This window comes from Saccharospirillum mangrovi (assembly GCF_003367315.1).
Classification (GTDB): domain Bacteria; phylum Pseudomonadota; class Gammaproteobacteria; order Pseudomonadales; family Natronospirillaceae; genus Saccharospirillum; species Saccharospirillum mangrovi.
Genome location: NZ_CP031415.1, coordinates 2,109,933 through 2,131,156, shown reverse-complemented (window position 1 = coordinate 2,131,156; position 21,224 = coordinate 2,109,933). Strand labels below are relative to the sequence as shown.

Sequence of the window (21,224 nt, the reverse complement as noted above, 5' to 3'; positions counted from 1 at the left end):
CCCCACTGGGTCTATTGATGATTTTTGACACCCTGAATCTGTCCGGCCAGAGTGCCTTGTTGAGCAGCAAAACACGGCTGTTGTTCGAACATCCTGAAAGTGAAGATTTGTTGGTAAAGGTGCATATCAACCGATTGCCTCACGATAGCCTGCCGACCTGGTTTGAACGCCGTAAGGACCACTTCCTATACGCCACTGGCATCCTGCGCGAATTCAAACAGTATGTTGAAGCCCGGTACCCGCCCAGGCGGCAAGACCCAATCATCCCCTATATCGCACCGATACACGGTGTAATTGAGACCGATCTCGGACTCGGCCTGTTGGTTTCGGCGGTGCGCAGTAGCGACGGTCATCTAGCCCCGACCGTGCGTCGCCTATTGCGTGAAGGCGCTTTAACCGAGTCGCGTCATGAGAAATTGCAACGGCTTTTGGATGCGATTATTAACAGTGAATTCCCTCTGGGTGATCTGAACCGGGAAAACATCGTATTGCAGTGGGCTGGTGATGAGAGTCGGGAGCAATTTCAAATCATTGATGGTTTGGGTGATCGGACGCTTATTCCCGCGAGTCAATGGTTTTCCAAGGTGGCCGGTCGTCGCAAGCGACGTTTTGTTGAGCGATTAAAGCGTACGATCGCGGAGGCAGGCTATGCCTGACTCTCCCTTGGGCAGTGGTTATAAAGCATGGCGTAAAGGCTGGCGTGATCATTTTGATCGCCCAAGTGTACGTTTAGCCGCCTGGCTGCAAGCGCTGTTTGTTGATCATGGTTTGGTGCGTCCTTTATGGAATCGCCCAGAGCAATTTGCTATCGATGCCTGGAGGGGGAATCAACCCAGCCCCCGGCAGATAAGAGCTCTGGCAAAGCGCGGTATCAAAACCATTATTAATTTGCGTGGCAGTGGAAATCATGGTGCCTGGCTATACGAACAAGAAGCCTGTCGTCAGTCTGGTGTTGAGCTGGTTGATTTTCGAATGTCATCGCGTGGTGCTCCCAAAGCGGAGGTGATTCTTCGGCTGGCTGAGATAATTCAACAAGTCGATCATCCTGTCATGTTCCATTGCAAATCGGGCGCTGACCGATCGGGTTTTGTCGCAGGCCTGTATTTGTTGATAAGCGGTCAAGGTGATGTTGCCGCTGCCAAGAAGCAATTGTCGTGGCGCTATCTGCATTTTAAGGGTGCCAAAACGGGCATGTTGTACGAGTTTTTTTGCGAGTATGAACGCTACAGCGCTCAAACACCTTTAGCATTTATGGACTGGGTAGTAGAGGTTTACGATGCTAAGGTTTTGAAGCGTAATTTTAAGCCACAGGGCTTTTCGTCATGGTTTGTCGACAAGGTTCTTCGACGTGAATGATTTCAATCTGGACCAGCACCAGAATACCCCTCGTAAGCAGCTTATCTTTCGTCTTTGGCGTGACTACATTAAACCGCATTGGCCTTGGCTGATAATTGCGGCGATTCTAGTCACGGTAGAGGGCAGCGCGTTGGGATTGTTGAGTTATTTGGTCCAACCGATGTTTGATAGGATCTTTGTTGATGGCAATGAAGGCGATGTAATCTGGATCGCATTGGCAATTTTTATCGTATTTTCATCCCGAGCATTAGGTGGCTTTGGTCAGCGCGTGATTACGCTGACCGTTGGGCTTCGCATTATTACCGACATGCAGAAAGATATGTTGACTCATTTGATCCGACAAGACTCTGTCTTTTTTGGTCAACATCCACCAGGTGGTTTAATTGAGCGTGTGCGAGGCGATACTCAAGCATTAAAAAACTTTGCCAGTACATCTCTAATTAACCTAGGACGCGATTCCATTTCCCTAGTCGCGCTGATTGTTGTTGCTATGTTGGCCGATTGGCGCTGGACTTTGTTTGCGTTGGTGGGGTTACCCCTGTTGTCATACCCCATTGCACAATTACGGCGCCTTATTTTGAAAACCACTCGGAATTCCCGGAATATTTCTTCAATGATGTCTATGCGTCTTGATGAAATATTTCATGGTATCAATGCCATCAAGCAAAATAATTTGGAAACGTACGAAGATCAACGCTTTGCTAACGAAACCAACCGTTTCTTTAAGTATCAGCGGCGCTCAGAGATTGGCAAGGCGGCTATGCCTGCAATGATTGATCTCGTTGCTGGGTTAGGTTTTGTCTTCGTAGTGATCTACGGTGGCTATCAAATAATTGATGGTGAAAAAACCATTGGTCAGTTTATGAGTTTCTTCACTGCTATGGCGTTGATTTTCGATCCGTTACGACGACTGTCAAATATCAGCGGCGCTTTTCAGGCGGCCAGTGCCAGCTTGGAGAGGATATTTTCGGTGTTGGACCTGAAACCCAAAATCACCAGCCCAGCGTTGATCCAATCTCTGCCCGCCGATGTTTCGCAATGCGATGTGGTCTTGGATAAGGTTGAGTTTTCTTACGGGGACCAACCGGTCCTTCGAGGGCTGAACTTGGTTGCGCCGGCTGGAAAGATGACCGCATTGGTGGGGGCTTCCGGCGCCGGCAAGTCCACGGTGTTCAATTTGCTTACCCGGCTGGTTGACCCTCAGCAGGGGGTGATTCGTTTAGGCGATCAACCCATTCATGATCTTGATCTGACAGAACTGCGGTCGCTCTATTCGGTTGTCAGTCAAGATTCAGCCTTGTTCGATGAAAGCATTCGTCAAAATATATTGTTGGGTAATCTCGATGCAGCCGATGATCAGCTTGCGCAGGCGGCACGCGAAGCATTGGTGGAAGAATACACGCGTCATTTGGAAGCCGGGCTGGATACCCTTGCAGGGCCGAGAGGTTCCAACCTGTCTGGTGGCCAGCGGCAACGAGTAGCGATTGCCCGGGCACTGTTGCGCGACGCACCGATATTACTCTTGGACGAAGCGACATCTGCTCTGGATACGCGTACTGAGAAGTTGATTCAGCAGACGTTGGAAGATTTGGCTAAACGAAAAACCACATTAGTTATTGCCCACCGTTTGTCTACGGTCATGAACGCGGATCTGATCCACGTGCTTGAGCAGGGACGGGTTATTGAAAGTGGCACACATCATGAGCTAATGGAAAGGCGGGGTGCTTACTTTCAATTGCATTCTACGTTTGAAAGTTGAGTGAATTTAAATGGATCACTCACTGCCATAGCGACATTATAAACGGTGCCTTATAGCCAGCACCGTGCCGATAAAGAATACCATCGGTGGGAGCAGGGCGGCATAAGGTGCGCTTAAGCCGACGACAAGAAGGAGGCTGGCGCTGGTTTCAGTAACCAATTGAATGGCGATTGCCAGTGCGACACCTTTGAATGCAGCGTCACCCAGGGTTCGCTGGCGGAAAGAACCGAAAGAAAAAATAAGCGCCAGAAACAGCATGCCAAGGTAGATAATCGGGAACCACATACGGTTCCAAAAAGCGAGAGCCAGTTCTGGATCAACCTGTCGTTGTTGCTGCGAAAACTGCATTTGCTGCCAAACCTGTGGCAATGTGAGTCGGTAGCTGCGTTGACTCAGTAGACCCAAAAGGTCGGCATTGAAATTATCAGGCTGCCAAAGATAACGATCAAAATCGGAATGGATCACTTGTTGATCTTTGAAGTCGACACGCCGGCCTTCTAGCAATTCCCAGCCTTGGTTAATCGGACGGGCTTGCGGTGCGTAGAGAACTGTTAGCAGATCATTTTCCGACGACATTTCGAATACCGTCAGCCCTCGAATGTCCCGTTCCGGGGAAACAAAGTCGACGTTAATAATCCATTGATTATCCTGATACCACTCTCCACTCAACGTAGGCAGTTGCCGGTCAAGTTTTATGGCTCTGACCAGTTCTGCCTGCTGACGTAATTGAGGTCCGACCCATTCACCGATACAAAATACCAGTGGCAACAAAATCAGTCCTGGGAGCATGAGTCGAAAGAGTAGGGCCACCGCACTGGTCGACGCCAATTGAACGATGACCAGTTCATTGTTTTTAGCCATTCCAGCAACTGAAATTAATGTCCCTAGCAAAACCATCGGTCCAATGTACTGGTAAATTTCCGATGGCAAGCCCGACAGCTTATAGATCAGCGCATCCCATACTCCGTAGTTTTCACTGGCCCGACGACTTAATTCATCCGCAATACCCATGATCAGTAATAAACCACCGATCGCCAGTACGACAATGGAGATAAAAAGCGCCGTTCTGCGAACAATATATGCGTTGAGGATCGACAACATCAGGCTCGCCTCCTGACCAACAGCAGCGCAATTCCAGCCAGAAACAACAGATACCACCAGGGGCTTGCAAGCAAAGGAAGTTGGCCTTTTTCGACGGAGGTTTGTAGCGTTCTTTGCCCGAAGGTAATCAGGATGTACAAGACGATACCAAGTGCAACAGCACCCACTCTGCCTTTGCGTGGTTTAACCCGCGTCAAGGCAACCGCCCAAACGGCCAGTACAGGTATTAGGGCGGGCAGCAATGTTCGGTTTATGGCCTCGCTTCGAAGGGACCTATGACTGCTGTTCCACAAAGTTGATGTACTGGCCGCGTCTTTTGAGGCACTGGCTGAATCGGCTTCAACACTGGGGATGTACAGGGCAAACTGGCGATAATTAATCTGCTCGGTATCGTCGGGTTCCAACGAAAATACCCGTTGTGCGCCGTTGAACAGCGTTAAATATTGTCGCTGCAGTTGATTTTCGATCCTTGCTGAAGGTGCTGTGTTCACCGCGATACGGCCGTCATCAACCCGAACCATAAAGACAGACAGCAGGGTGCCTTCAGCGGGGTTGGAGCGACGTGCATACAGCGTTGTTTCTCTTTTATTTAGAGAAAAAAATTCACCTGGCGTGACGATATCCGTTAACGGTCGATTTTGTTGTTCGATGATATAACGGGTCAGACTTCCTTCGGCCAATGGCGTCAGCCAGTGTGTGAATAACAGCATGACCACCATAGCGGGAATGGCTGTATAGCCGATTACTTTAACCAGGATGCCACTGTCTGATTGACCAATAGCATGCAGAACTATCCGCTCGGATTCTTCACTCATTCGATTCAAGCTGGTTAATGCGGCAAGGAAAAACGCCGCCGGCAATAACTCGGGAATCAGAATCGGTAATTGATAGCCAATGATCGCGACGATGGCCCAGTCGGAATACTGACCAGAGACTACCCGACCGAGAATGTCGCTCATTTCTCCGGCCACCAGCAGGGCCGACAGGATTGCCGTGATCAGAATAAAGGGCTTGAGAATTTCACGGCACAAATACCAAGTGAACAAGGCGTTATCCAGTCAGAGTAAACGGGGGCTGCTTTGGCGCCATTCAAGGGCGACCCGAGGTCGCCCTTGAGCTGTGTTAATGATGTTCGTCGTCACGAACGGCCATGCGAATGAGCGCTACAAAGATGCCTAGGAAGCCTCCAAGTACCAGGGCCGCTGCAACAATCAGTTTGCGATTGGGGGAGTCGGCATTGGCCGGGATGCTGGCCAGGTTATCGTCTTCAACCAGCGCTACTCGACTCAGATCAATACGAATATCCTGCAACGCTGCCAGTTCACCGCGCAATTCAATGGGGCTGATGGTGCGGTTGGTGACGACAGGCACGACCAACTCATTGCTGTTTCGGTTTGCAGCATCGGGCGTAACGACTTGGGTTTCCTGGATGCTGCTTTCAAACAGCCGGTTGGTGCCTTCGCGACGCAAACCTTCCAGTTGCGCACGGATAATGCGCGTGCCTTGCATAAAGAGGTCACCGTTGGTTTGCTCGCGCAGGTTGATGTACTGACCATTGTCCGCACCGTGAACCAGTGCATCCCAGTTGGTCGGTTCTTCAATGTTCAAGCTATCCGCGATGCTGAGTGCCTGTTCCAGTTCCAGTGTGCGGCGTTCCAACGCTGCTTCGGCAGAGCGTTCGATGCTGTTGAGCTGTGACCGAATGTGGGCGATGCGAATGTCGCGGGCGGCTTCAATATTTCGTTTGTAATCGTCGAGCGTTTTATTGGCCGCACCGGTAACCAGCAGGTCCAGGAAATTTTTGGCGATGGCTGGGTTGGTTGATAACAGGCTTACGCTGACGTTTTCCAAGGAGGTGGTGTCCGTTTCGCCAAGGAAGGACAGGTCAACCGGCTCGATAACCAGGCTGCGTTGCAGGTCGCGAATGGTACTGACTCGTTCTTCTTCTGTCTGATTGGTCTCTTCTGCCTGCTCAGCCATACCGGATTCTTCATAGGCACCGCGCACCAATGAAAACGATTGGATGTTTACCAAAAGAGTCCGGCTGATGTCTTCGACCGTAATCGGCTCGACTGACTGTGCCAGCAGAGCCTGAACATCACGACGTGTCGGTTCAGAGACAATGGCTTCCACTTTGAATTTGTTGGGAAGAATCAAGGCGACGACCACGGCCAGGACTGTAGTCACACCTGCAATTGCGCCAATCAACTTCCACTGTTCGAACAGCCCTCTGAGCAAGGCGCCTAAATCAATGGTGTCGTCGTCGTGGTGATGTGGGTTCAAGTGTGCAAGGTCGTGTTGTTGTTCATTGGGGGACATCGGTGACTCTACTCCCTAAAAGGCGTCGGTCGAAAGGCGAAGCGGCAGTATACGAGAGCCTTGGCGGTCGTCCAACTCATTGCGTTCACCCTGGGAATGCCGGTAGCACTGCCAGTTTGAAACAAGGTACAGTTGGCCCCTGCTACCGCCTCTCACTGGAGTTATGAATGACCGAATTGACCTGCTTTGGCGCCTACGATATTCGCGGACAGTTGGGCACCGAGCTGAATAAGGACATTGCCTATCGCATTGGCCGTGCCTTTGCGGAGTTTTTGCAGCCGAAAACCGTCGTAGTAGGCGGTGATGTGCGTGAGACGTCTCCTGAGCTGAAAGCCGCCTTTGCGCAAGGCGTCATGGATTTTGGCGCTGATGTCATCGACATCGGCCTGTGCGGCACCGAAGAGGTTTATTTCGCGACGGACTACCTGAAAGCCGACGGTGGCTGCATGGTTACGGCCAGTCATAATCCGATCAACTACAACGGCATGAAAATGGTGCGTGAAGAGTCGCGGCCCATTTCCCGTGATACTGGCCTTGATGACATCAAGCGTCTGGCCGAAGCCGCCGATTTTGGTCCAGCCGCGGCCAAACCCGGCACATTGAAAACGCTGGATAACAGCCAGGCCTACGTTGACCATTTGCTCAGTTTCGTCGATATCGCAGGCCTCAAATCGATGAAATTGGTAACCAACGCCGGCAACGGCGCGGCAGGCCCGTCTCTGGATCGATTGGAAAAAGCGTTGTTGGCGGCGGGTGCGCCGCTGGAATTCGTCAAACTGCACAACGCGCCGGATGGCACTTTTCCCAATGGCATTCCCAATCCGCTGCTGCACGAACAGCAACCGGTCACCTCGAAAGCGGTGCGAGAAAACAAAGCCGACCTGGGCATTGCCTGGGATGGCGATTTTGACCGCTGTTTTTTGTGGGACGAAGACGGCAACTTTATCGAAGGTTATTACATCGTTGGTTTACTGGCCGAGGCGTTTTTGGTCAAACAACCGGGCTCGAAAATTGTGTACGACCCACGCCTGACCTGGAACACCGTCGAGATTGTCGAAGGTAATGGAGGCAAGGCGGTGATGTGCAAATCCGGCCATGCTTTTATCAAAGAGAAAATGCGCAAAGAAGACGCCATCTACGGCGGCGAAATGAGCGCGCACCATTATTTTCGCGATTTCTCCTATTGCGATTCCGGCATGCTGCCCTGGCTGTTGGTGATCGACTTATTGAGCAAGAAACAAACCTCGTTGAAAGCGCTGGTTGGTCAGCAAATGGCCAACTTCCCGTCGCCGGGTGAAATTAACAGCCAGGTCGCTGATGCCGATGAAGCGATGACGCGTGTATACGAAGCCTACAAAGCCAAAGCCGTGGCGGAAGACCGCATCGATGGCCTGTCACTGGAATTTCCGGACTGGCGCTTTAACCTGCGCAAATCCAACACCGAACCGGTGATTCGCCTGAACGTTGAAACCCGTGGCGACAAAGCACTGATGGACGAAAAGACTCAGGAACTGCTGGCTTTGATTCGTCAGTAGCGCGTCGGTCAGTCCTTGCTTGGAAACGTTTTCAAAATTACAGTGACGCCCTGAATCTTTCAGGGCGAGGAATCGATTCATGACTATTTTGATAACCGGTGGCGCGGGCTACATCGGCAGTCACACCTGCGTTGAGTTGATTGAAGCCGGACAGGACGTGCTGGTGCTCGACAACCTCTGCAACAGTTCGCGCGAAGCGTTGCGGCGCGTGGAAGGCATCGTCGGTCAGGCGGTGCCTTTTGTTGAAGGCGATATTCGCGACCGCGCTTTGCTCGAACGCCTGTTTACCGAGCATAACATCGAGGCTGTAGTACATTTTGCCGGTTTAAAGGCCGTCGGCGAGAGCACTGAAATTCCGCTCGACTATTACGAAAACAACGTTGCCGGCACGATCACACTGCTGCAGGTGATGCGTCGTCACGATGTCACCCGACTGGTGTTCAGTTCGTCCGCCACTGTGTATGGCGACCCGGCCAGCGTCCCGATCCGTGAAGATTTCCCGCTCAGCGCAACCAACCCGTATGGCCAATCCAAGCTGATGGTTGAATTGCTGCTTCAGGACCTGGCGCGCTCGGACGAGCGTTGGCGCATTGCGGTGTTGCGTTATTTTAACCCGGTGGGTGCGCATGAATCCGGCCGCATCGGTGAAGACCCGAACGGCATCCCGAACAATCTCTTGCCCTACATTGCCCAGGTTGCTATCGGCCGCCGCGAGCGGTTATCGGTGTTCGGCGACGATTACGACACCCCGGATGGCACCGGCGTGCGCGACTACATCCACGTGGTGGACTTGGCGCAGGGCCATTTGAAAGCGCTGGAAAAATTGCACGACCAAAGCGGTTGCGTCGCCTACAACCTGGGCACTGGCTTGGGTTACAGCGTGCTGGACATGGTGCGGGCGTTTGAAGTCGCCTCTGGTCGCAAAGTCGCTTATCAGATCGCACCGCGTCGGCCGGGCGATATCGCCCGTTGCTACGCCGATCCGGCTTTTGCCGAACGCGAATTGGGTTGGACGGCGGTAAAAGGCTTGGATGAAATGATGGCGGATGCCTGGCGCTGGCAAAGCCAGAATCCAGAAGGCTATCGAAGCTAAAACTCTAAAATTATCGAAGCTAACATTATCAAAGTAAAAAGGGGCTGTAACAGCCCCTTTTTGCGCGTTTTATTCGACCAGAGCCAGTTCCAGTTTCTGGCCATCGTTGGCCTGAATGCGCACGGTTAACGCCTGATCCAGCACAAACTGGCGTGTCTCACTCTTCATCAACATACGCAGCGCGTCGTAGCTGAACTTTTCCTCGCCGCTGCGCAAATCGACAAAACCACTGGCGCCGTTGTCGTCCAATTGAACGATCAAGCCGCCTGCGTTGATGTGCACGATGGTGGCCGCCCAGGTCTGTTCCGGCTGTTGTTCGCTGAGCTGCGCCAGCCATTGCAGGCGCAGGTGGTTGTCGACTTCATTGGCGGCTTTGCGGCTGGCGCCAAGACGATCATTCAGCGTGTCGACTAAGGCGTTGTCGATGGCAAAGGCTTCGTCGTTCAGCTTGGCTTTGATCAGCCGGTGCACGGTCAGATCGCTGTATTTGCGGATCGGACTGGTAACGGTGGTGTATTGCTCAAAACCCAAACCAAAATGCGGTGCGGCCTGAGCTGTCCAGAGGCCACGTTCCAGTCGTTTTTGCAGCACTTTTTGCAGCGGGAAATCGGTGCAATCGCGCGCTGCACGCAGGATGCGGCGATAACCGTCGAGTTGGTTGCCGTCTTCGTCGGCCACGCTCGGGGCGCATTCTCGCAGCAGGCCTTTGAGTTCTTCTTCGCGTTCGCCACGAAAGCCTGGATGCGTCATGAACAACGCTCTGTCGTCGGCGAGCCAGGCAGCGGCGATGCGGTTGGTCGCCAGCATGCTTTCTTCAACCAAAGCGTGAGCCGTGGTGCGGTCTTCGCGATCAACGCAGGTAACGGCGAGTTGTTCGTCGACACGAATGCGGTAGTCGGGCCGGTCGGCCATGACCAAAGCTTCGTTCTGACGCCAGGTATTGAGCGCGTTGCTGCAAGCGCGCAGCGTCTCCAGATGCCAGTGTTGAGCGGGAATCGGCTCCTCGCCGTCGAGCCAGCGGCTGACGTCGGTGTAACTCAGTTTGGCGGTAGAGCGAATGCGCGCCGGTGTAATGGCGAGTTTCGACAGCGTACCGTCGCGATCGACGTGCAGATGAAACACCAACGCCAGACGAACCGCGTCGGGAACCAACGAGCACAAATCCTCCGCCAGGCGCTTGGGCAGCATGTCGAGCGGTTGACCGGGCAGGTAGGTGGTGGTCAGGCGTTTGCGTGCGGCGTTGTCTAGAGCAGAGTTCGTTTCGAACCAGGCTGACGGATCGGCAATGGCAACGTGCAGCAACCAGCCAGTGTCGATTTCTTCGGCAAATAAGGCGTCGTCCATGTCGCGTGTGGTGGCGCCGTCAATGGTGACGAAGGGCAGGTCGGTCAGGTCGCTGCGCGTATCGGCCAGTTGCTCGATCAGGTTGGCATCGAGGGCATCGGCAGCGGCCAATTCTTCAGCGCTGAATTCGCTGACCAGTTGGTATTTTTCAATCGCCAGACGGTGCCAGGTGCCGGCTTCGTTTTCGGCGCCGAGAATGCCTTCGATCTCCGCTTGAGCCTTGCCGGTTTCCCACGGGTGGCGGGTGACACGCGCTTTCACCCATTGGCCGGACTGGGCATCGGCGGTTTTCTTGGGCGGTACAAACAACCATTTGGCGTGGCCGGCGTCCTCGGGTTCAACGCCTTGCGCTTTGCCACGTTCGACGTAACGGCCAACAAACACATCCAGCGCACTCTCTTCCAGCGCTTCCAGGCTGGCGCGTACTTTGCCATCGCCCTGTTGTTCGACCAGGAAGGTCACCTTGTCGCCCGGGAACACCCGCGCCATGCCTTCGGGCGGCAGGAAATATTCCAGCCCATCGTCGCCCACGACAAAACCGAAACTGCGGCCGGTGCCTTTGACCCGGCCGCTCAGGCGCGGTTGGCTGGACTGGATGTCGGATTTCAGGGATTGCAGCTGCGCGAGGGCGTTGGCGTCGAGCATAACGGGACTTAGCCTGTACGAATAAATCGGCGCGGCAGTATAACGGAATCGCCGACGCTTTTACTCCCCCCAGTTCTCCAGGTTCTGCAGGAAGGTTTCGGTGCGCTCAATGGCGGCCAGAATGTCCGGGTCGTCGGGCTTCAATTGCAGCGCTTCGCGCCAGACTGCCAGCGCTTCCTGCAACAAGCCCTGTCCATACAGCAGTCGGCCGCGTTCGAGCAGCGCCGTGGCTTCGGCATCGATACGGCGTTCGAGCCGTTGGCGCAGCGGGGCGCTGGCGTCGGGTTTGATCTCCTGCATTTCACTGAGCAACCGGCGGGCGCTTTGCAGGTCGTTGAGTCGCAGCGAGGCCTCGAACTGCTGTTCGAGTTGCGGCCACTGCGTTTGCGCTGCGGCCGCTTGCTGGTCCCGCTGACGTTGGCGCTCCGAGCGTTCGGCCTGGCGCACATTGGCGAGCAGGTCGTTGCTCAGCTCGTTTGGTGCCAACTGATTCGACAGCGACAAGGCTTCGACCGCCGTGTCGCTGTCGTTTTCATACAACGCCTGGCGACCGATGGCGTAGAGGTCGGCCGACGCCTGATTCAAATCCTGCTGATACGAACGGTACCGCTGTTGCGCGAACAGATTGCTGGGGCTGGCTTGCAACAGCGCTTCTTCGCTGGGGCGGATTGCCAGCAGGTAGCGGGCGTGAGCCAGTTGAATAAAACGCCGGTGCCGTTGAATGCTGCGCTGGCGCTGTTGTTCGTAGTCATCGCGTTGAGTTTGCAACTCGGGGGTGTCGGGCAGCCGTTCCAGAGCGTCGTCCAGAATGGTCAGGGCCGCTGGAAAGTTGGCCTGATCCGCCTGGCTGGCCGCGCTTTGCAGCCGATCGGCGATGTACTGTTTGCGCTCACTTTCCAGTTGCCGAATGCGCGGTTGCACGGCTTCGAACGCAGCGTCGTCTTCAGGCACGGCGCGCAAGGCCGACAGCGCTTTGTCGTATCGGTGCTCGGTGCTCCAGGTTGCTACTTGCGTGTCCAGATCACTGAACGGCATCGACAAGGTGGCGCAGGCGCTGAGCCAGGCAACCAACGGCAACAGCAGTAGCGGACGGACATGCGACAACATCGGCGGCTCAGTTCTCGGCGGTAGCGGTGTGGAAGTCGGTCACCGTCAAGGCATCGACTTTGGCCTGAAAGCCTTTGACCTGGATGCTGACTGTGCTTTGCGATCCCAACGGGTGGCTCTCGTTCAAGGCGTCGAAGAAGGCTTTGTCGGTCAGAACCTGGCCGTGTTCAGCACGGTCACACAGACGTGACGCCAGGTTCGCCGGTTCGCCCACAACGGTGTATTGCAGCCGTTCGTGCGAACCGAGCAGGCCCGCCAGTAATTCGCCGCCGCTCAGGCCAATGCGAATGTTCAGACAAGGCTCGTTGCGTGCGGCGCGCTCCTGGTTCATTTCGATAATGCGCTCGCGGATGCCAATAGCGCATTGCATGGCGTGGTAGCGGTGTTCCGGGTCGGTTTGCGGGCAGCCAAACACCAGCATGGCGCAATCGCCGATGTATTTATCGACATTGCCCTGGTAGCGGTGGCAGATGTCGGCGAACTCGGTGAAGTATTGGTTCAGGATGTCGGCGACATCGGCTGGGTTACGGCCTTCGCTGAAGGCGGTATAGCCAACCAGATCGACAAAGATCACCGAGGCTTCGACCAGTCGCCCCTCCTGCGTGGGTTCGGCTTCGTCCCGCGCCATGTAGTGCGCGGCGACCGGGTTGCTGACAAAGCGCGAAAACAAACGCTCAACCCGATCTTTTTGTTCCAGACCGCGGGCCATGGTGTTGAACGATTCCGTCAGCGCTTTGAATTCGCCACTGTATTGGCGCTCGATGCGGAAATCGTACCGGCCGGATTCGATGGCCTGGGTGCCTTCAATCAGATCGTTGACCGGCTTGCCCAGCGAACGGCCCAGTCGTACGGCGACGGCGGTAATCGCCACGACCAATAACAGCACCACCAAAATGCCAGAGCGGACCACGGCTGCCTGGCTGGCAGCCAGCCCGGATTTATCGAGCCCAACCCAGGCGGTGCCGCCGTTGACGTTGCGAAAGACGATGGGCGCGTAAAACCAGGTGATGTCATCTTTGCCCAGGCGGCGGCCGGTGACGGTGATTTCGTTGCCTGTGTCCAGAAAGGGACGATAGGTACCGGCTTCGGCCAACACATTACCCTGGCGATTAAACACCGCTACCGAGGCGACCACCTCTTGCTCGTTCAAAGAATTCACCAGACTGCTGAGGCCCAGGGCATCTTCGGTAAAAACAGGCTCCACCGACGATGCGCCCAACTGAGCGGCCAGCGCCGAGCCGGTGTCGTTGAACTGGGTTTCCATCATCGAAAACTGGCGATACACCAGGGTGTAACCGAGGATGCTGGAGGCGACCAGAACCAACAGCGTCATGATCAGGGCCAGTTTGTGGCCGAAATGCCATCTCAACATCGTGTCGTTTGAGGGTGGTGGGTGAAGCGTTCGAGCATACCATTGAGTGTGGAACTCGCCCACGACCGGATATCGAGCGTCAGGACGGTGAAAATGTGCGCCCGTTAACGCAAATAATGCGGCCTCGGGCTGGGGTGACGACGGCACAGTCGTTAGAATGCGCCGCCATGATCGATACCACCCAATTCCATTCTCTGCTGTTGAACCTGCAATGGTTCGCTGCATTGTTGTTCGTGCCGCTGGCGTGTTTTTTTGAAACCGCTCGCTCGACGACCGTTTGCCGCTGGAGCGCCATGCTCAGTGGCTATTTTGTGCAATACGGGCTGATTTTTTGCCTTATTGGCAGTGGTTTTTCTCAGCAAGTCATCATTTTGTTTGGCGCCGTCGCGGCCTACGCCTGGATTCGTCTGTTAACCGGTTGGCTCAAGCGTCGCCAAGTAACCGCGCAATAATTCCAACACCCGCTTTCAACCGCATTGCCCCTGCATCGCTCGCCCGTCTGTGGTTATCATGGTGGTTTGTAGCTGACCGTGGCGCCGACGGCGTGACTGAATAAACGTGGCTGAATAAAGGAGTCGGGTGTGGAAGAAACTCTGGAAGAGACGTTGAACAGCAGCGTCAATGTTGTTGTCGATCTGCTCAATCTGGGGCGGGAAAACAGCTGGATTGTGCAGGTGTTTATCATCGTGTTGGCGACCTTGCTGGCCAGCTACGTTGCCAAAAAAGTGTTCGACCGCCTGGAAATCGGCGCCGCCAAAACACGAACCTTCTGGGACGACTTACTGGTCAATTCGGCGCGCAAACCGGTGCGGCTGTTTATCTGGGTTAACGGTTTGCTGCTGGCGACATCCATCGTACGCGACATTTCCAACGAACCGATTTTCGATTTTGTCGAGCCAGTGCGCGAAGTCTCGTTCATCATTATTTTCGCCTGGTTTATGACGTCCTTTATTCAGCGTGGCGAAATCACCGCTCAGGATCCGAACCACGTTCGTAAACCGCTCGATGCCACCACGGCTTCTGCGTTGGGCAAACTGCTGCGGTTGTCAGTGCTGATCACCACTGCCTTGGTGGTGTTGCAGTCGCTCGGTTTCAGTGTGTCGGGTGTGTTGGCGTTCGGAGGTATCGGCGGTATCGCCGTGGGTTTTGCTGCCAAGGATTTGTTGGCGAATTTTTTCGGCGGTTTGATGGTGTATCTCGATCAGCCGTTTCGAGTCGGCGACTGGATTCGTTCACCGGATCAGGAAATTGAAGGCACCGTCGAACACATCGGTTGGCGGCTGACGCGCATTCGCACCTTCGACAAGCGCCCGCTCTATGTACCTAACGCGACCTTCGCCAGTATTTCAGTGGAAAACCCGTCGCGCATGTTGAACCGGCGGATTTATGAAACCATTGGTGTGCGTTATGCCGATGCCAGCAAAGTCGGTTCGATTGTCGAAGCGGTGCGCGACATGCTGCAAACCAACGACGACATCGACACCAACTCAACCTTGATTGTGAACGTTAATAAATTCGCCGCGTCCTCCATCGATTTCTTCGTTTACGCCTTCACCAAAACCACCGATTGGGTGACCTATCACGCCATCAAACAGGACATCATGCTGCGCATTATCGACATCATTGATGACCACGATGCAGAGATCGCCTTCCCGACGCAGACGTTGCACATTGCGCCGAACGAAGACGACGACGGCCAGGCCGCCAGCGGGAAACGGACCCGACACGCTGCCGGCCGCGGTGAGCCGACGTTTGGGCCGGACGTTGGGGAAGAGTAGGTTCTGAAAGCTGGAGTCCCAAACAAAAAACGGTGGCAAAAATGCCACCGTTTTTTTTATTTGGAAATGCGCTATTCGCTTAACGCAGCGTGCTCTTTTTCGATAGCCAATATTCGAATTCTTCCTGGCCTAAGGCGCGCGCTTCGTCTTCCAGCATGACTGGAATGCCGTCACGAATCGGGTAGGCGAGTTTGGCGGCGGTGGAAATCAGTTCGTCTTTTTCCCGGTCGAGTTGCAGCGGTGCTTTGGTCACCGGGCACACCAGAATGTTGAGCAACTGTTTATCGATCATCATCGTTCGAATCCTCATTGCGATCGTGCAGCGGTACGCCCGGTACCGGATCTATGCCACCCGGATGACCTGGGTGGCAACGGGCAATGCGTTTGGCGGTGAGCCAACTGCCTTTGAGCGCGCCGTGATGTTTCAGCGCGATCAAGGCGTACTCCGAGCAGGTCGGATAAAACCGACAGCGCGGGCCGAGCAGCGGGCTGATCAGCCAACGATACAGATGCACCAGTGCGATCAGCGGCCATTTCATCGTCGCTCAGCCTTCGCGTGACCAGCGTGCGCCGTCACGCGTGTCCTGAATGACGATGCCGGCGGCGGCCAGTTCGTCGCGGATGGCATCGGCGCGGGCGAAGTCGCGGTTCTGTTTGGCGCTTTGGCGTTCGGCGACCAGGGCATCGATGGCGTCGTTACTCAAATCGCCTTCGCCGCCACCGGCCTGGAACCATTGTTCCGGCGTCTGTTGCAGAATGCCCAGCGTTTCGGCGACCGCCAGAATTTCACCTTTTAATTGCGCCCGTTCGGTGGCGTCGCTGCTTTTGAAAAAGCGGTTGCTGGTTTCGTGCAGGGCGGCCAGGGCGCGTGGTGTATTCAGATCGTCGAGCAGCGCCTGGAAGGCGTCGAGTTGCAACGGGTTTTCCGGCGCGATCGGTGCCAGATCTTCGCTGTCGCGCAGCAGGGTATACAGCCGGTCGAGCGTCTGGCGGGTCTGATGCAGCAACTGTTCGGACCAGTTCAGGTTCGAGCGGTAATGCGCTGACAGCAACGCCAGCCGCACCAGTTCTCCCGGCTGTGTCGCCAGCAAATCGCGCAATACGGTGAAGTTGCCCAGCGATTTGGACATCTTTTCGCCGTCCACATCCAGCATGGCGTTGTGCACCCAATAACGCGCGTAGCCGCGGCCATTGGCGTTGTTATCCGGCACGCAGCACAGGCCTTGGGCGCGTTCGTTTTCGTGGTGCGGAAACACTAAGTCGCTGCCGCCACCGTGGATGTCGATGGTTTCGCCCAGATGTTTGAAAATCATCGCCGTACATTCGGTGTGCCAGCCGGGGCGGCCGCGGCCCCAGGGGCTATCCCAGCCGGGCAGGTCGTCGGTTGAGGGTTTCCACAATACGAAGTCGAGCGGATGGCGTTTGTAATCGGCGACTTCGACGCGCGCGCCAGCCTGCATGTCGTCGAGTTTGCGATGCGACAGGCGGCCGTAATCGTTGGCGCTGTCGACGGCAAACAGCACGTGGCCGTCGCTGACGTAGGCGTTATGGCTGGCAATCAGTCGCTCGATGATGTCGATGATTTCGTCGATGGTTTCGGTGGCGCGTGGTTGCAGTGTCGGTCTTAAGTTGCCCAGGGCGTCCATGTCTTCCTGATAGGCATCGATAAACCGCTGGGCGTACTGGCCGATATCGACGCCTTCGGCCTGAGCGGCGGCGTTGATTTTGTCATCCACGTCGGTCAGGTTGCGCGCGAATACCACCGTCGGGTACAGCTTGCTGAGCAGGCGGTAGAGCAAATCGAAGACAGTCGCTGAACGGCCGTTGCCGACGTGCACGTAGTTGTAGACGGTCGGTCCGCAGGCATAGAACGTTACCCGGTTCGGGTCGAGGGGTTCGAAGATTTCTTTTTTGCCGGACAGGGTGTTGTACAGAGAAAGCGTCATGCGGGCGTTAGGACCGTGCTGGAATCTGATTAGGAACGCGGCAGTTTAACACCGCGCGCCCAGAGCGTCATGAACGGGATTCGGCGATGGCGCCTTTGCGCACGCCTTCGAAGGCTTTGACGCGCCATTGGTGTTGCGGTTGCTCGCGGCCGAGTTCGGCGGCCAGGTGTGCGGCAATCAATTCCACCGTGGTGTCGGTGGTCATTTCATAGCATTGCGCGTCGCTCAGCCAGACATCGAAGCGGCCTTGTTCGGCGTCGTAACCGACGTGGGTGAGGCCGGGTTCTGCGCTCGCGAGCCGGTCTTCACGTGTTACCAGATAGACATCAGCGAAGCGTTGCGCCCAGTCTTGTTCGGCTTCTGTGTCGCGTTCGCCATCGCGCCAGATTTCCAGACGCGAACGGTGGCCGTGGCACAGCCGCTGGCAATCGCCCTGGTGTTTTTTCAGGCCGTGGGCGTAGTGGTAAAAGGCGCCGTCAATCTGTTCGGTGTGCAAGCGCAAGTGCACCTTGCGCACGTTCGCCGGCACCAGCGTATTCAGATGGGCTTCCAGCGCCGGACGCGCCGCTTCAATGGAAACGCTGGCGCTGTCGAGCTGAAACACGGCTTCGCGCGGGGCTTGATAACGCAGTTTTAGCTGGCCGTTGGCGTCGCGGTATTCGATGTCCAATCGTTCGCCGTCGTCGGTTTCGGTCAGTGTCAAACCGGGCAGCGCGAGCGGCACCACGAAGGTGTGGTCCATGCCGCCGTCGAGCGCTTGTTTGAGCAGCTTTTTGACGTGGCCGAAATCGAACACCATGCCTTCGTCGTTCAGATCGCCTTCCAGTTCCACATCGACAATCCAGCTTTCACCGACCACGCCGCGATGCGGGTGCAGGTAGCTGAAATCGAGAACGGTCAGATGATCGACGAACAGGCGGCTCATGGTGTGTCCAGTGGTTGATGGCGTCATTGATAGCAAGGTTTCGCGGGGCGCGAATTCTAGCACTTTAGCAGCGGTCGCGCTCAAGCCTCGGGTGGGCCGTCGTAACTGAGCGCGGCGATCCAGTATTCGGCTTCGCCAGCCGGGGTCTGCACGATAACGTCGTCATCGGCGGCTTTGTTCAGCAGTGCCCGCGCCAGCGGTGAATCGATGCTGATGTAGTGCGGTTCGACGTCGAATTCGTCCGGGCCGACCAACCGCACCAGGCGGGCTTGATCGTCTTCATCGACCAGCCGGACCCAGGCGCCGAAGTAAATGCGTTGGGTGTCGTCGGGTTTGTTGCGCACCACGTTCAGACTTTCCAGGCGTTTGCTGAGAAAGCGCACGCGCCGGTCGATCTCGCGCAGCCGTTTCTTGCCGTAGATGTATTCGGCGTTTTCCGAACGGTCGCCGAGCTTGGCCGCGTCGGAGACTTCGCGCGTCACCTGCGGCCGTTCGATTTTCCACAACTGATGCAGTTCGGCGCGCAATCGGGCTTCACCTTCAGGCGTGATGACCGCTGTGGAGCGTGGACTGGGTGGGCGATAGCGGCTCATGCGTTATTGGCCTCGGATCAAACGACGGATCAGGAAACGGTTCGGATTCAGCGCGTTGGCGACGCTTTGCGGCAGCGACATGGGTTCGTCGTTCAGCCAGGCCGCCAGCGCTTTGGCGGCCAGCGGAATGGTGGTCAGCCCTTTGGAGCCATGCGCAAGATTCACCCATAAACCGGGCTGAAATGGCGGCGGCGCTATTCGATCAGTCCGACGTTTTTTCAACGGTTCGGCGTACATGGAGACAAAGGAATCAGGTTCGGCGACCGGGCCGAGCAGCGGCAAATAATCCGGCGAGGCGCAGCGCACGCCGGCACGTGACGACAGCACGGGTTCGTCACCGCGAATCAATTGCGGCAGGCGTTGGTGCAGGGCGTCGAGGTTGTCGATGTCGTCGCTGTGTAAGTGTTCGGCGCGGTTATCGCGCAGTCGAAAGGTCGCGCCCAGGCTGTGCTGGCCCTGATCGGCTGGCACCAGATAACGGTCGCTGCACAACACGGTTTTCAGTGCTGCCAGCGTGTCAGTTGTGGCGATGCAGCTGACCTGGCCGGCGATCGGCTTGAGCGGTAAATGCGCAGTAATTGGCAACTCATTGGCTTGCCAGGCAGTCGCCAGAATCAATTGCGGTGCGGTCAGTTGCACTGTGCCGTTCGGTGTTTCACAGCGCAGTTGCCAGCCGGTGTCGGTGCGCTCCGCTGCGACCAACCGATGTTGCGTCAGCACCCGAATGTTGGGGTGTTTTAACCGGGCCGCGGTGAGTTCCGCCGGGCTGACCCAGCCGCCTTTCGGGAACAACAACGCTTCTTGTTGCAGCGGTACGCCAGCGGTTTTACTGGCGCGGTCGGCGTCGATTCGTTCGACAAAGTCTTGCGGGAACATTGTTGATTCCCGGAACTGATCGAAGCGGGCGGCTTCTTTGTCGCCCTGGTTCAGTTGCAGCAAGCCACAGGCGGCGTGTGGAATTGCCGCCGGTAATTCGCCCAGTCGTTGTTGCGCCAGTTCCAACGCCTGGCTGTGAAAACGATTCGCCACCGCATGCTGTGCCGACAAGCGCGCGTAGACCGCGCCTTGAGCGTTACCGGACGCACCAGCGGCGACGCTGCCGGCCTGTTCCAACACCGTTACCTGCCAACCGCGTTGCGCCAGCTCCCAGGCGGAATGCGCGCCAGCAAGACCGGCACCGACCACGACGGCGGTGCGCTCGGCGGCTCGGCGTTGCGGCCAGGCCCATTCGTTGGCCGGCCAGGTGCCGGGTTTGGGCGGGCCGCAACGACCGATAAACTCGGCGCGCACCATGTCGCGTTTGCGACCAAACCCCGGCACGCGTTCGACGGCAAAACCCGCGCCCGCCAAACCATCGCGCACCAACCGCGCGGCGGTGAAGGTAGCTGCCGTGGTGCCGGCGTGGCTCAGTCGTGACATGGCTTGAAACAAGGCCGGTTGCCACAGGTCCGGGTTTTTTGCCGGCGCGAAACCGTCGAGAAACCAGGCATCGACGCGGGCGTTTAGTTCGTTAAGCGTGTCGTTGGCGTCGCCGAACAGCAGCAACAAGGTCACGCGTTCGCTCAGTTCAACGCTGTGAAAACCTTCGAACCGCGCCGGATAGGTTGCCACCAAACGTTCGCGCAGCGACGCCAATTCCGGCCAGGTGGCTAAGGCGAGGTCGATGTCGGTCGCACTCAACGGGTAGCGTTCGGTGCTGATAAAGGTCAGGCGGGCGCTGGCCGGTGCGCTTTGTTCAAACAATTGCCACGCAGCCAGACAATTCAGGCCCGTGCCAAAGCCGGTTTCGCAGATGCTGAAATGGCCGTGCTCGGAAAGGGCGGTGAAGCGTTCGTCCAGTCGATTGTGTTGCAAGAAGACGTGACGGGTTTCGTCCAGACCGCCAGCGGCAGAGAAATAAACGTCGTCGAAGCGCGCCGAGCGCGGCGTGCCATCGGCGGCGGTGTGCAGCAGGGGTTCGTCCATCAGTGCGGTTGCGGTAAGTCCAGCAATTGGTTGAGCCAGCTTTCGAAATAGTGCTTGGGCAACACGATGTCGCTGATGGCGAATCGGCCGAGGTCTTCCAGGGTGTATTGGGTGGCGATGTGCAGTTCCCACTGGACGATGACATCGTCGGCGATGTCGAGCGCAGACTCAGGCGTGGTGGGCAATTGCGGGTCGGTTTCGCGGTCGAATTCATCGCCGAAGCGCGCGCACCATTCAACGATCTGAAAATGGCTGAAGCGTGACATCGAGCCGAGCAATCCCTGGCTTAACAGGTCAGCCAGATTGCCGAGGTTGAAGGCTTTATCAATGGGGGTATCGGACCAGGCCATTGGGGCGTCTTGACAGAAAAAGTTGGGCGCGAGTCT

The 21,224-nt window shown here is 56.2% G+C and carries 20 protein-coding genes; 7 read left to right on the top strand and 13 right to left on the bottom strand.

Annotated elements, in window-relative coordinates:
• Positions 1–17: 17 nt before the first annotated feature.
• From DW349_RS10250 to DW349_RS10240, 3 genes are read left to right on the top strand one after another with little or no spacing between them, the layout of a single operon-like run.
• Positions 18–656 carry a YrbL family protein gene (locus DW349_RS10250; protein WP_108125528.1) on the top strand — a complete coding sequence of 213 codons (639 nt, stop codon included), beginning with the start codon at positions 18–20 and terminating at the stop codon, positions 654–656.
• On the top strand, positions 649–1,356 hold the full coding sequence (locus tag DW349_RS10245) for a fused DSP-PTPase phosphatase/NAD kinase-like protein (RefSeq protein ID WP_108125527.1): 708 nt from the start codon (positions 649–651) through the stop codon (positions 1,354–1,356). Before DW349_RS10250 ends, DW349_RS10245 begins: the two co-directional genes overlap by 8 nt.
• On the top strand, positions 1,349–3,115 hold the full coding sequence (locus tag DW349_RS10240; protein WP_198650482.1) for an ABC transporter ATP-binding protein: 1,767 nt from the start codon (positions 1,349–1,351) through the stop codon (positions 3,113–3,115). Before DW349_RS10245 ends, DW349_RS10240 begins: the two co-directional genes overlap by 8 nt.
• 36 nt (positions 3,116–3,151) lie before the next feature.
• Here the strand turns inward: DW349_RS10240 and DW349_RS10235 are convergent, their stop codons facing one another.
• From DW349_RS10235 to DW349_RS10225, 3 genes are all read right to left on the bottom strand, one after another.
• Complete coding sequence (locus DW349_RS10235; RefSeq protein WP_108125526.1) at positions 3,152–4,216, bottom strand: LptF/LptG family permease; 1,065 nt, start codon at positions 4,214–4,216, stop codon at positions 3,152–3,154.
• The gene (gene lptF, locus DW349_RS10230; protein WP_157954338.1) at positions 4,216–5,262 is read right to left on the bottom strand and encodes an LPS export ABC transporter permease LptF; all 1,047 of its coding nucleotides are present in this window, start codon (positions 5,260–5,262) and stop codon (positions 4,216–4,218) included. The genes DW349_RS10235 and lptF overlap by 1 nt, the downstream gene beginning before the upstream one ends.
• Positions 5,263–5,338: 76 nt before the next feature.
• Complete coding sequence (locus DW349_RS10225; RefSeq protein ID WP_108125524.1) at positions 5,339–6,535, bottom strand: LPS O-antigen chain length determinant protein WzzB; 1,197 nt, start codon at positions 6,533–6,535, stop codon at positions 5,339–5,341.
• A 167-nt stretch (positions 6,536–6,702) separates the two neighbouring features.
• Here DW349_RS10225 and DW349_RS10220 point away from each other — a divergent pair, with 167 nt between their 5' ends.
• Together DW349_RS10220 and galE are read left to right on the top strand one after the other, a co-directional pair.
• Complete coding sequence (locus DW349_RS10220; protein WP_108125523.1) at positions 6,703–8,070, top strand: phosphohexomutase domain-containing protein; 1,368 nt, start codon at positions 6,703–6,705, stop codon at positions 8,068–8,070.
• A gap of 79 nt (positions 8,071–8,149) precedes the next feature.
• The gene (gene galE / locus DW349_RS10215; RefSeq protein ID WP_108125522.1) at positions 8,150–9,163 is read left to right on the top strand and encodes a UDP-glucose 4-epimerase GalE; all 1,014 of its coding nucleotides are present in this window, start codon (positions 8,150–8,152) and stop codon (positions 9,161–9,163) included.
• 69 nt (positions 9,164–9,232) lie between these two features.
• Here the strand turns inward: galE and DW349_RS10210 are convergent, their stop codons facing one another.
• The 3 genes from DW349_RS10210 to DW349_RS10200 are packed head-to-tail and all read right to left on the bottom strand — an operon-like array spanning position 9,233 to position 13,592.
• Positions 9,233–11,152 (bottom strand): VacB/RNase II family 3'-5' exoribonuclease, encoded by a 1,920-nt coding sequence (locus DW349_RS10210; protein WP_108125521.1) that lies wholly within the window; start codon positions 11,150–11,152, stop codon positions 9,233–9,235.
• A gap of 60 nt (positions 11,153–11,212) precedes the next feature.
• Positions 11,213–12,259, bottom strand: coding sequence for a tetratricopeptide repeat protein (locus DW349_RS10205; protein ID WP_108125520.1), 1,047 nt, complete (start codon positions 12,257–12,259; stop codon positions 11,213–11,215).
• A gap of 7 nt (positions 12,260–12,266) precedes the next feature.
• Positions 12,267–13,592, bottom strand: coding sequence for an adenylate/guanylate cyclase domain-containing protein (locus tag DW349_RS10200; RefSeq protein ID WP_198650481.1), 1,326 nt, complete (start codon positions 13,590–13,592; stop codon positions 12,267–12,269).
• Positions 13,593–13,798: 206 nt separating this feature from the next.
• On the opposite strand from DW349_RS10200, the gene DW349_RS10195 reads away from it, so the two are divergent.
• Entirely contained in the window at positions 13,799–14,083 is a 285-nt protein-coding gene (locus DW349_RS10195) for a hypothetical protein (RefSeq protein ID WP_157954337.1), read from the top strand.
• Positions 14,084–14,212: 129 nt separating this feature from the next.
• The gene (locus DW349_RS10190) at positions 14,213–15,409 is read left to right on the top strand and encodes a mechanosensitive ion channel family protein (protein ID WP_232819318.1); all 1,197 of its coding nucleotides are present in this window, start codon (positions 14,213–14,215) and stop codon (positions 15,407–15,409) included.
• A gap of 79 nt (positions 15,410–15,488) precedes the next feature.
• Here the strand turns inward: DW349_RS10190 and DW349_RS10185 are convergent, their stop codons facing one another.
• The 7 genes from DW349_RS10185 to DW349_RS10155 form a co-directional block, all read right to left on the bottom strand.
• On the bottom strand, positions 15,489–15,701 hold the full coding sequence (locus DW349_RS10185; protein ID WP_198650489.1) for a Trm112 family protein: 213 nt from the start codon (positions 15,699–15,701) through the stop codon (positions 15,489–15,491).
• Complete coding sequence (gene yidD, locus DW349_RS10180; protein ID WP_108125517.1) at positions 15,691–15,948, bottom strand: membrane protein insertion efficiency factor YidD; 258 nt, start codon at positions 15,946–15,948, stop codon at positions 15,691–15,693. Before yidD ends, DW349_RS10185 begins: the two co-directional genes overlap by 11 nt.
• 6 nt (positions 15,949–15,954) lie before the next feature.
• Positions 15,955–17,355: a cysteine--tRNA ligase gene (gene cysS / locus DW349_RS10175; protein ID WP_108125516.1), complete on the bottom strand. Its 1,401-nt coding sequence runs from the start codon at positions 17,353–17,355 to the stop codon at positions 15,955–15,957.
• 67 nt (positions 17,356–17,422) lie between these two features.
• Complete coding sequence (locus tag DW349_RS10170; RefSeq protein ID WP_108125515.1) at positions 17,423–18,280, bottom strand: 6-pyruvoyl trahydropterin synthase family protein; 858 nt, start codon at positions 18,278–18,280, stop codon at positions 17,423–17,425.
• 80 nt (positions 18,281–18,360) lie between these two features.
• Complete coding sequence (greB, locus tag DW349_RS10165; RefSeq protein ID WP_108125514.1) at positions 18,361–18,873, bottom strand: transcription elongation factor GreB; 513 nt, start codon at positions 18,871–18,873, stop codon at positions 18,361–18,363.
• A 3-nt stretch (positions 18,874–18,876) separates the two neighbouring features.
• Positions 18,877–20,838: a bifunctional tRNA (5-methylaminomethyl-2-thiouridine)(34)-methyltransferase MnmC2/FAD-dependent 5-carboxymethylaminomethyl-2-thiouridine(34) oxidoreductase MnmC1 gene (mnmC, locus tag DW349_RS10160; protein ID WP_108125513.1), complete on the bottom strand. Its 1,962-nt coding sequence runs from the start codon at positions 20,836–20,838 to the stop codon at positions 18,877–18,879.
• Positions 20,838–21,188, bottom strand: a complete 351-nt coding sequence (locus DW349_RS10155; RefSeq protein ID WP_108125512.1) for a hypothetical protein — start codon at positions 21,186–21,188, stop codon at positions 20,838–20,840. The genes mnmC and DW349_RS10155 overlap by 1 nt, the downstream gene beginning before the upstream one ends.
• Positions 21,189–21,224 lie beyond the last annotated feature (36 nt).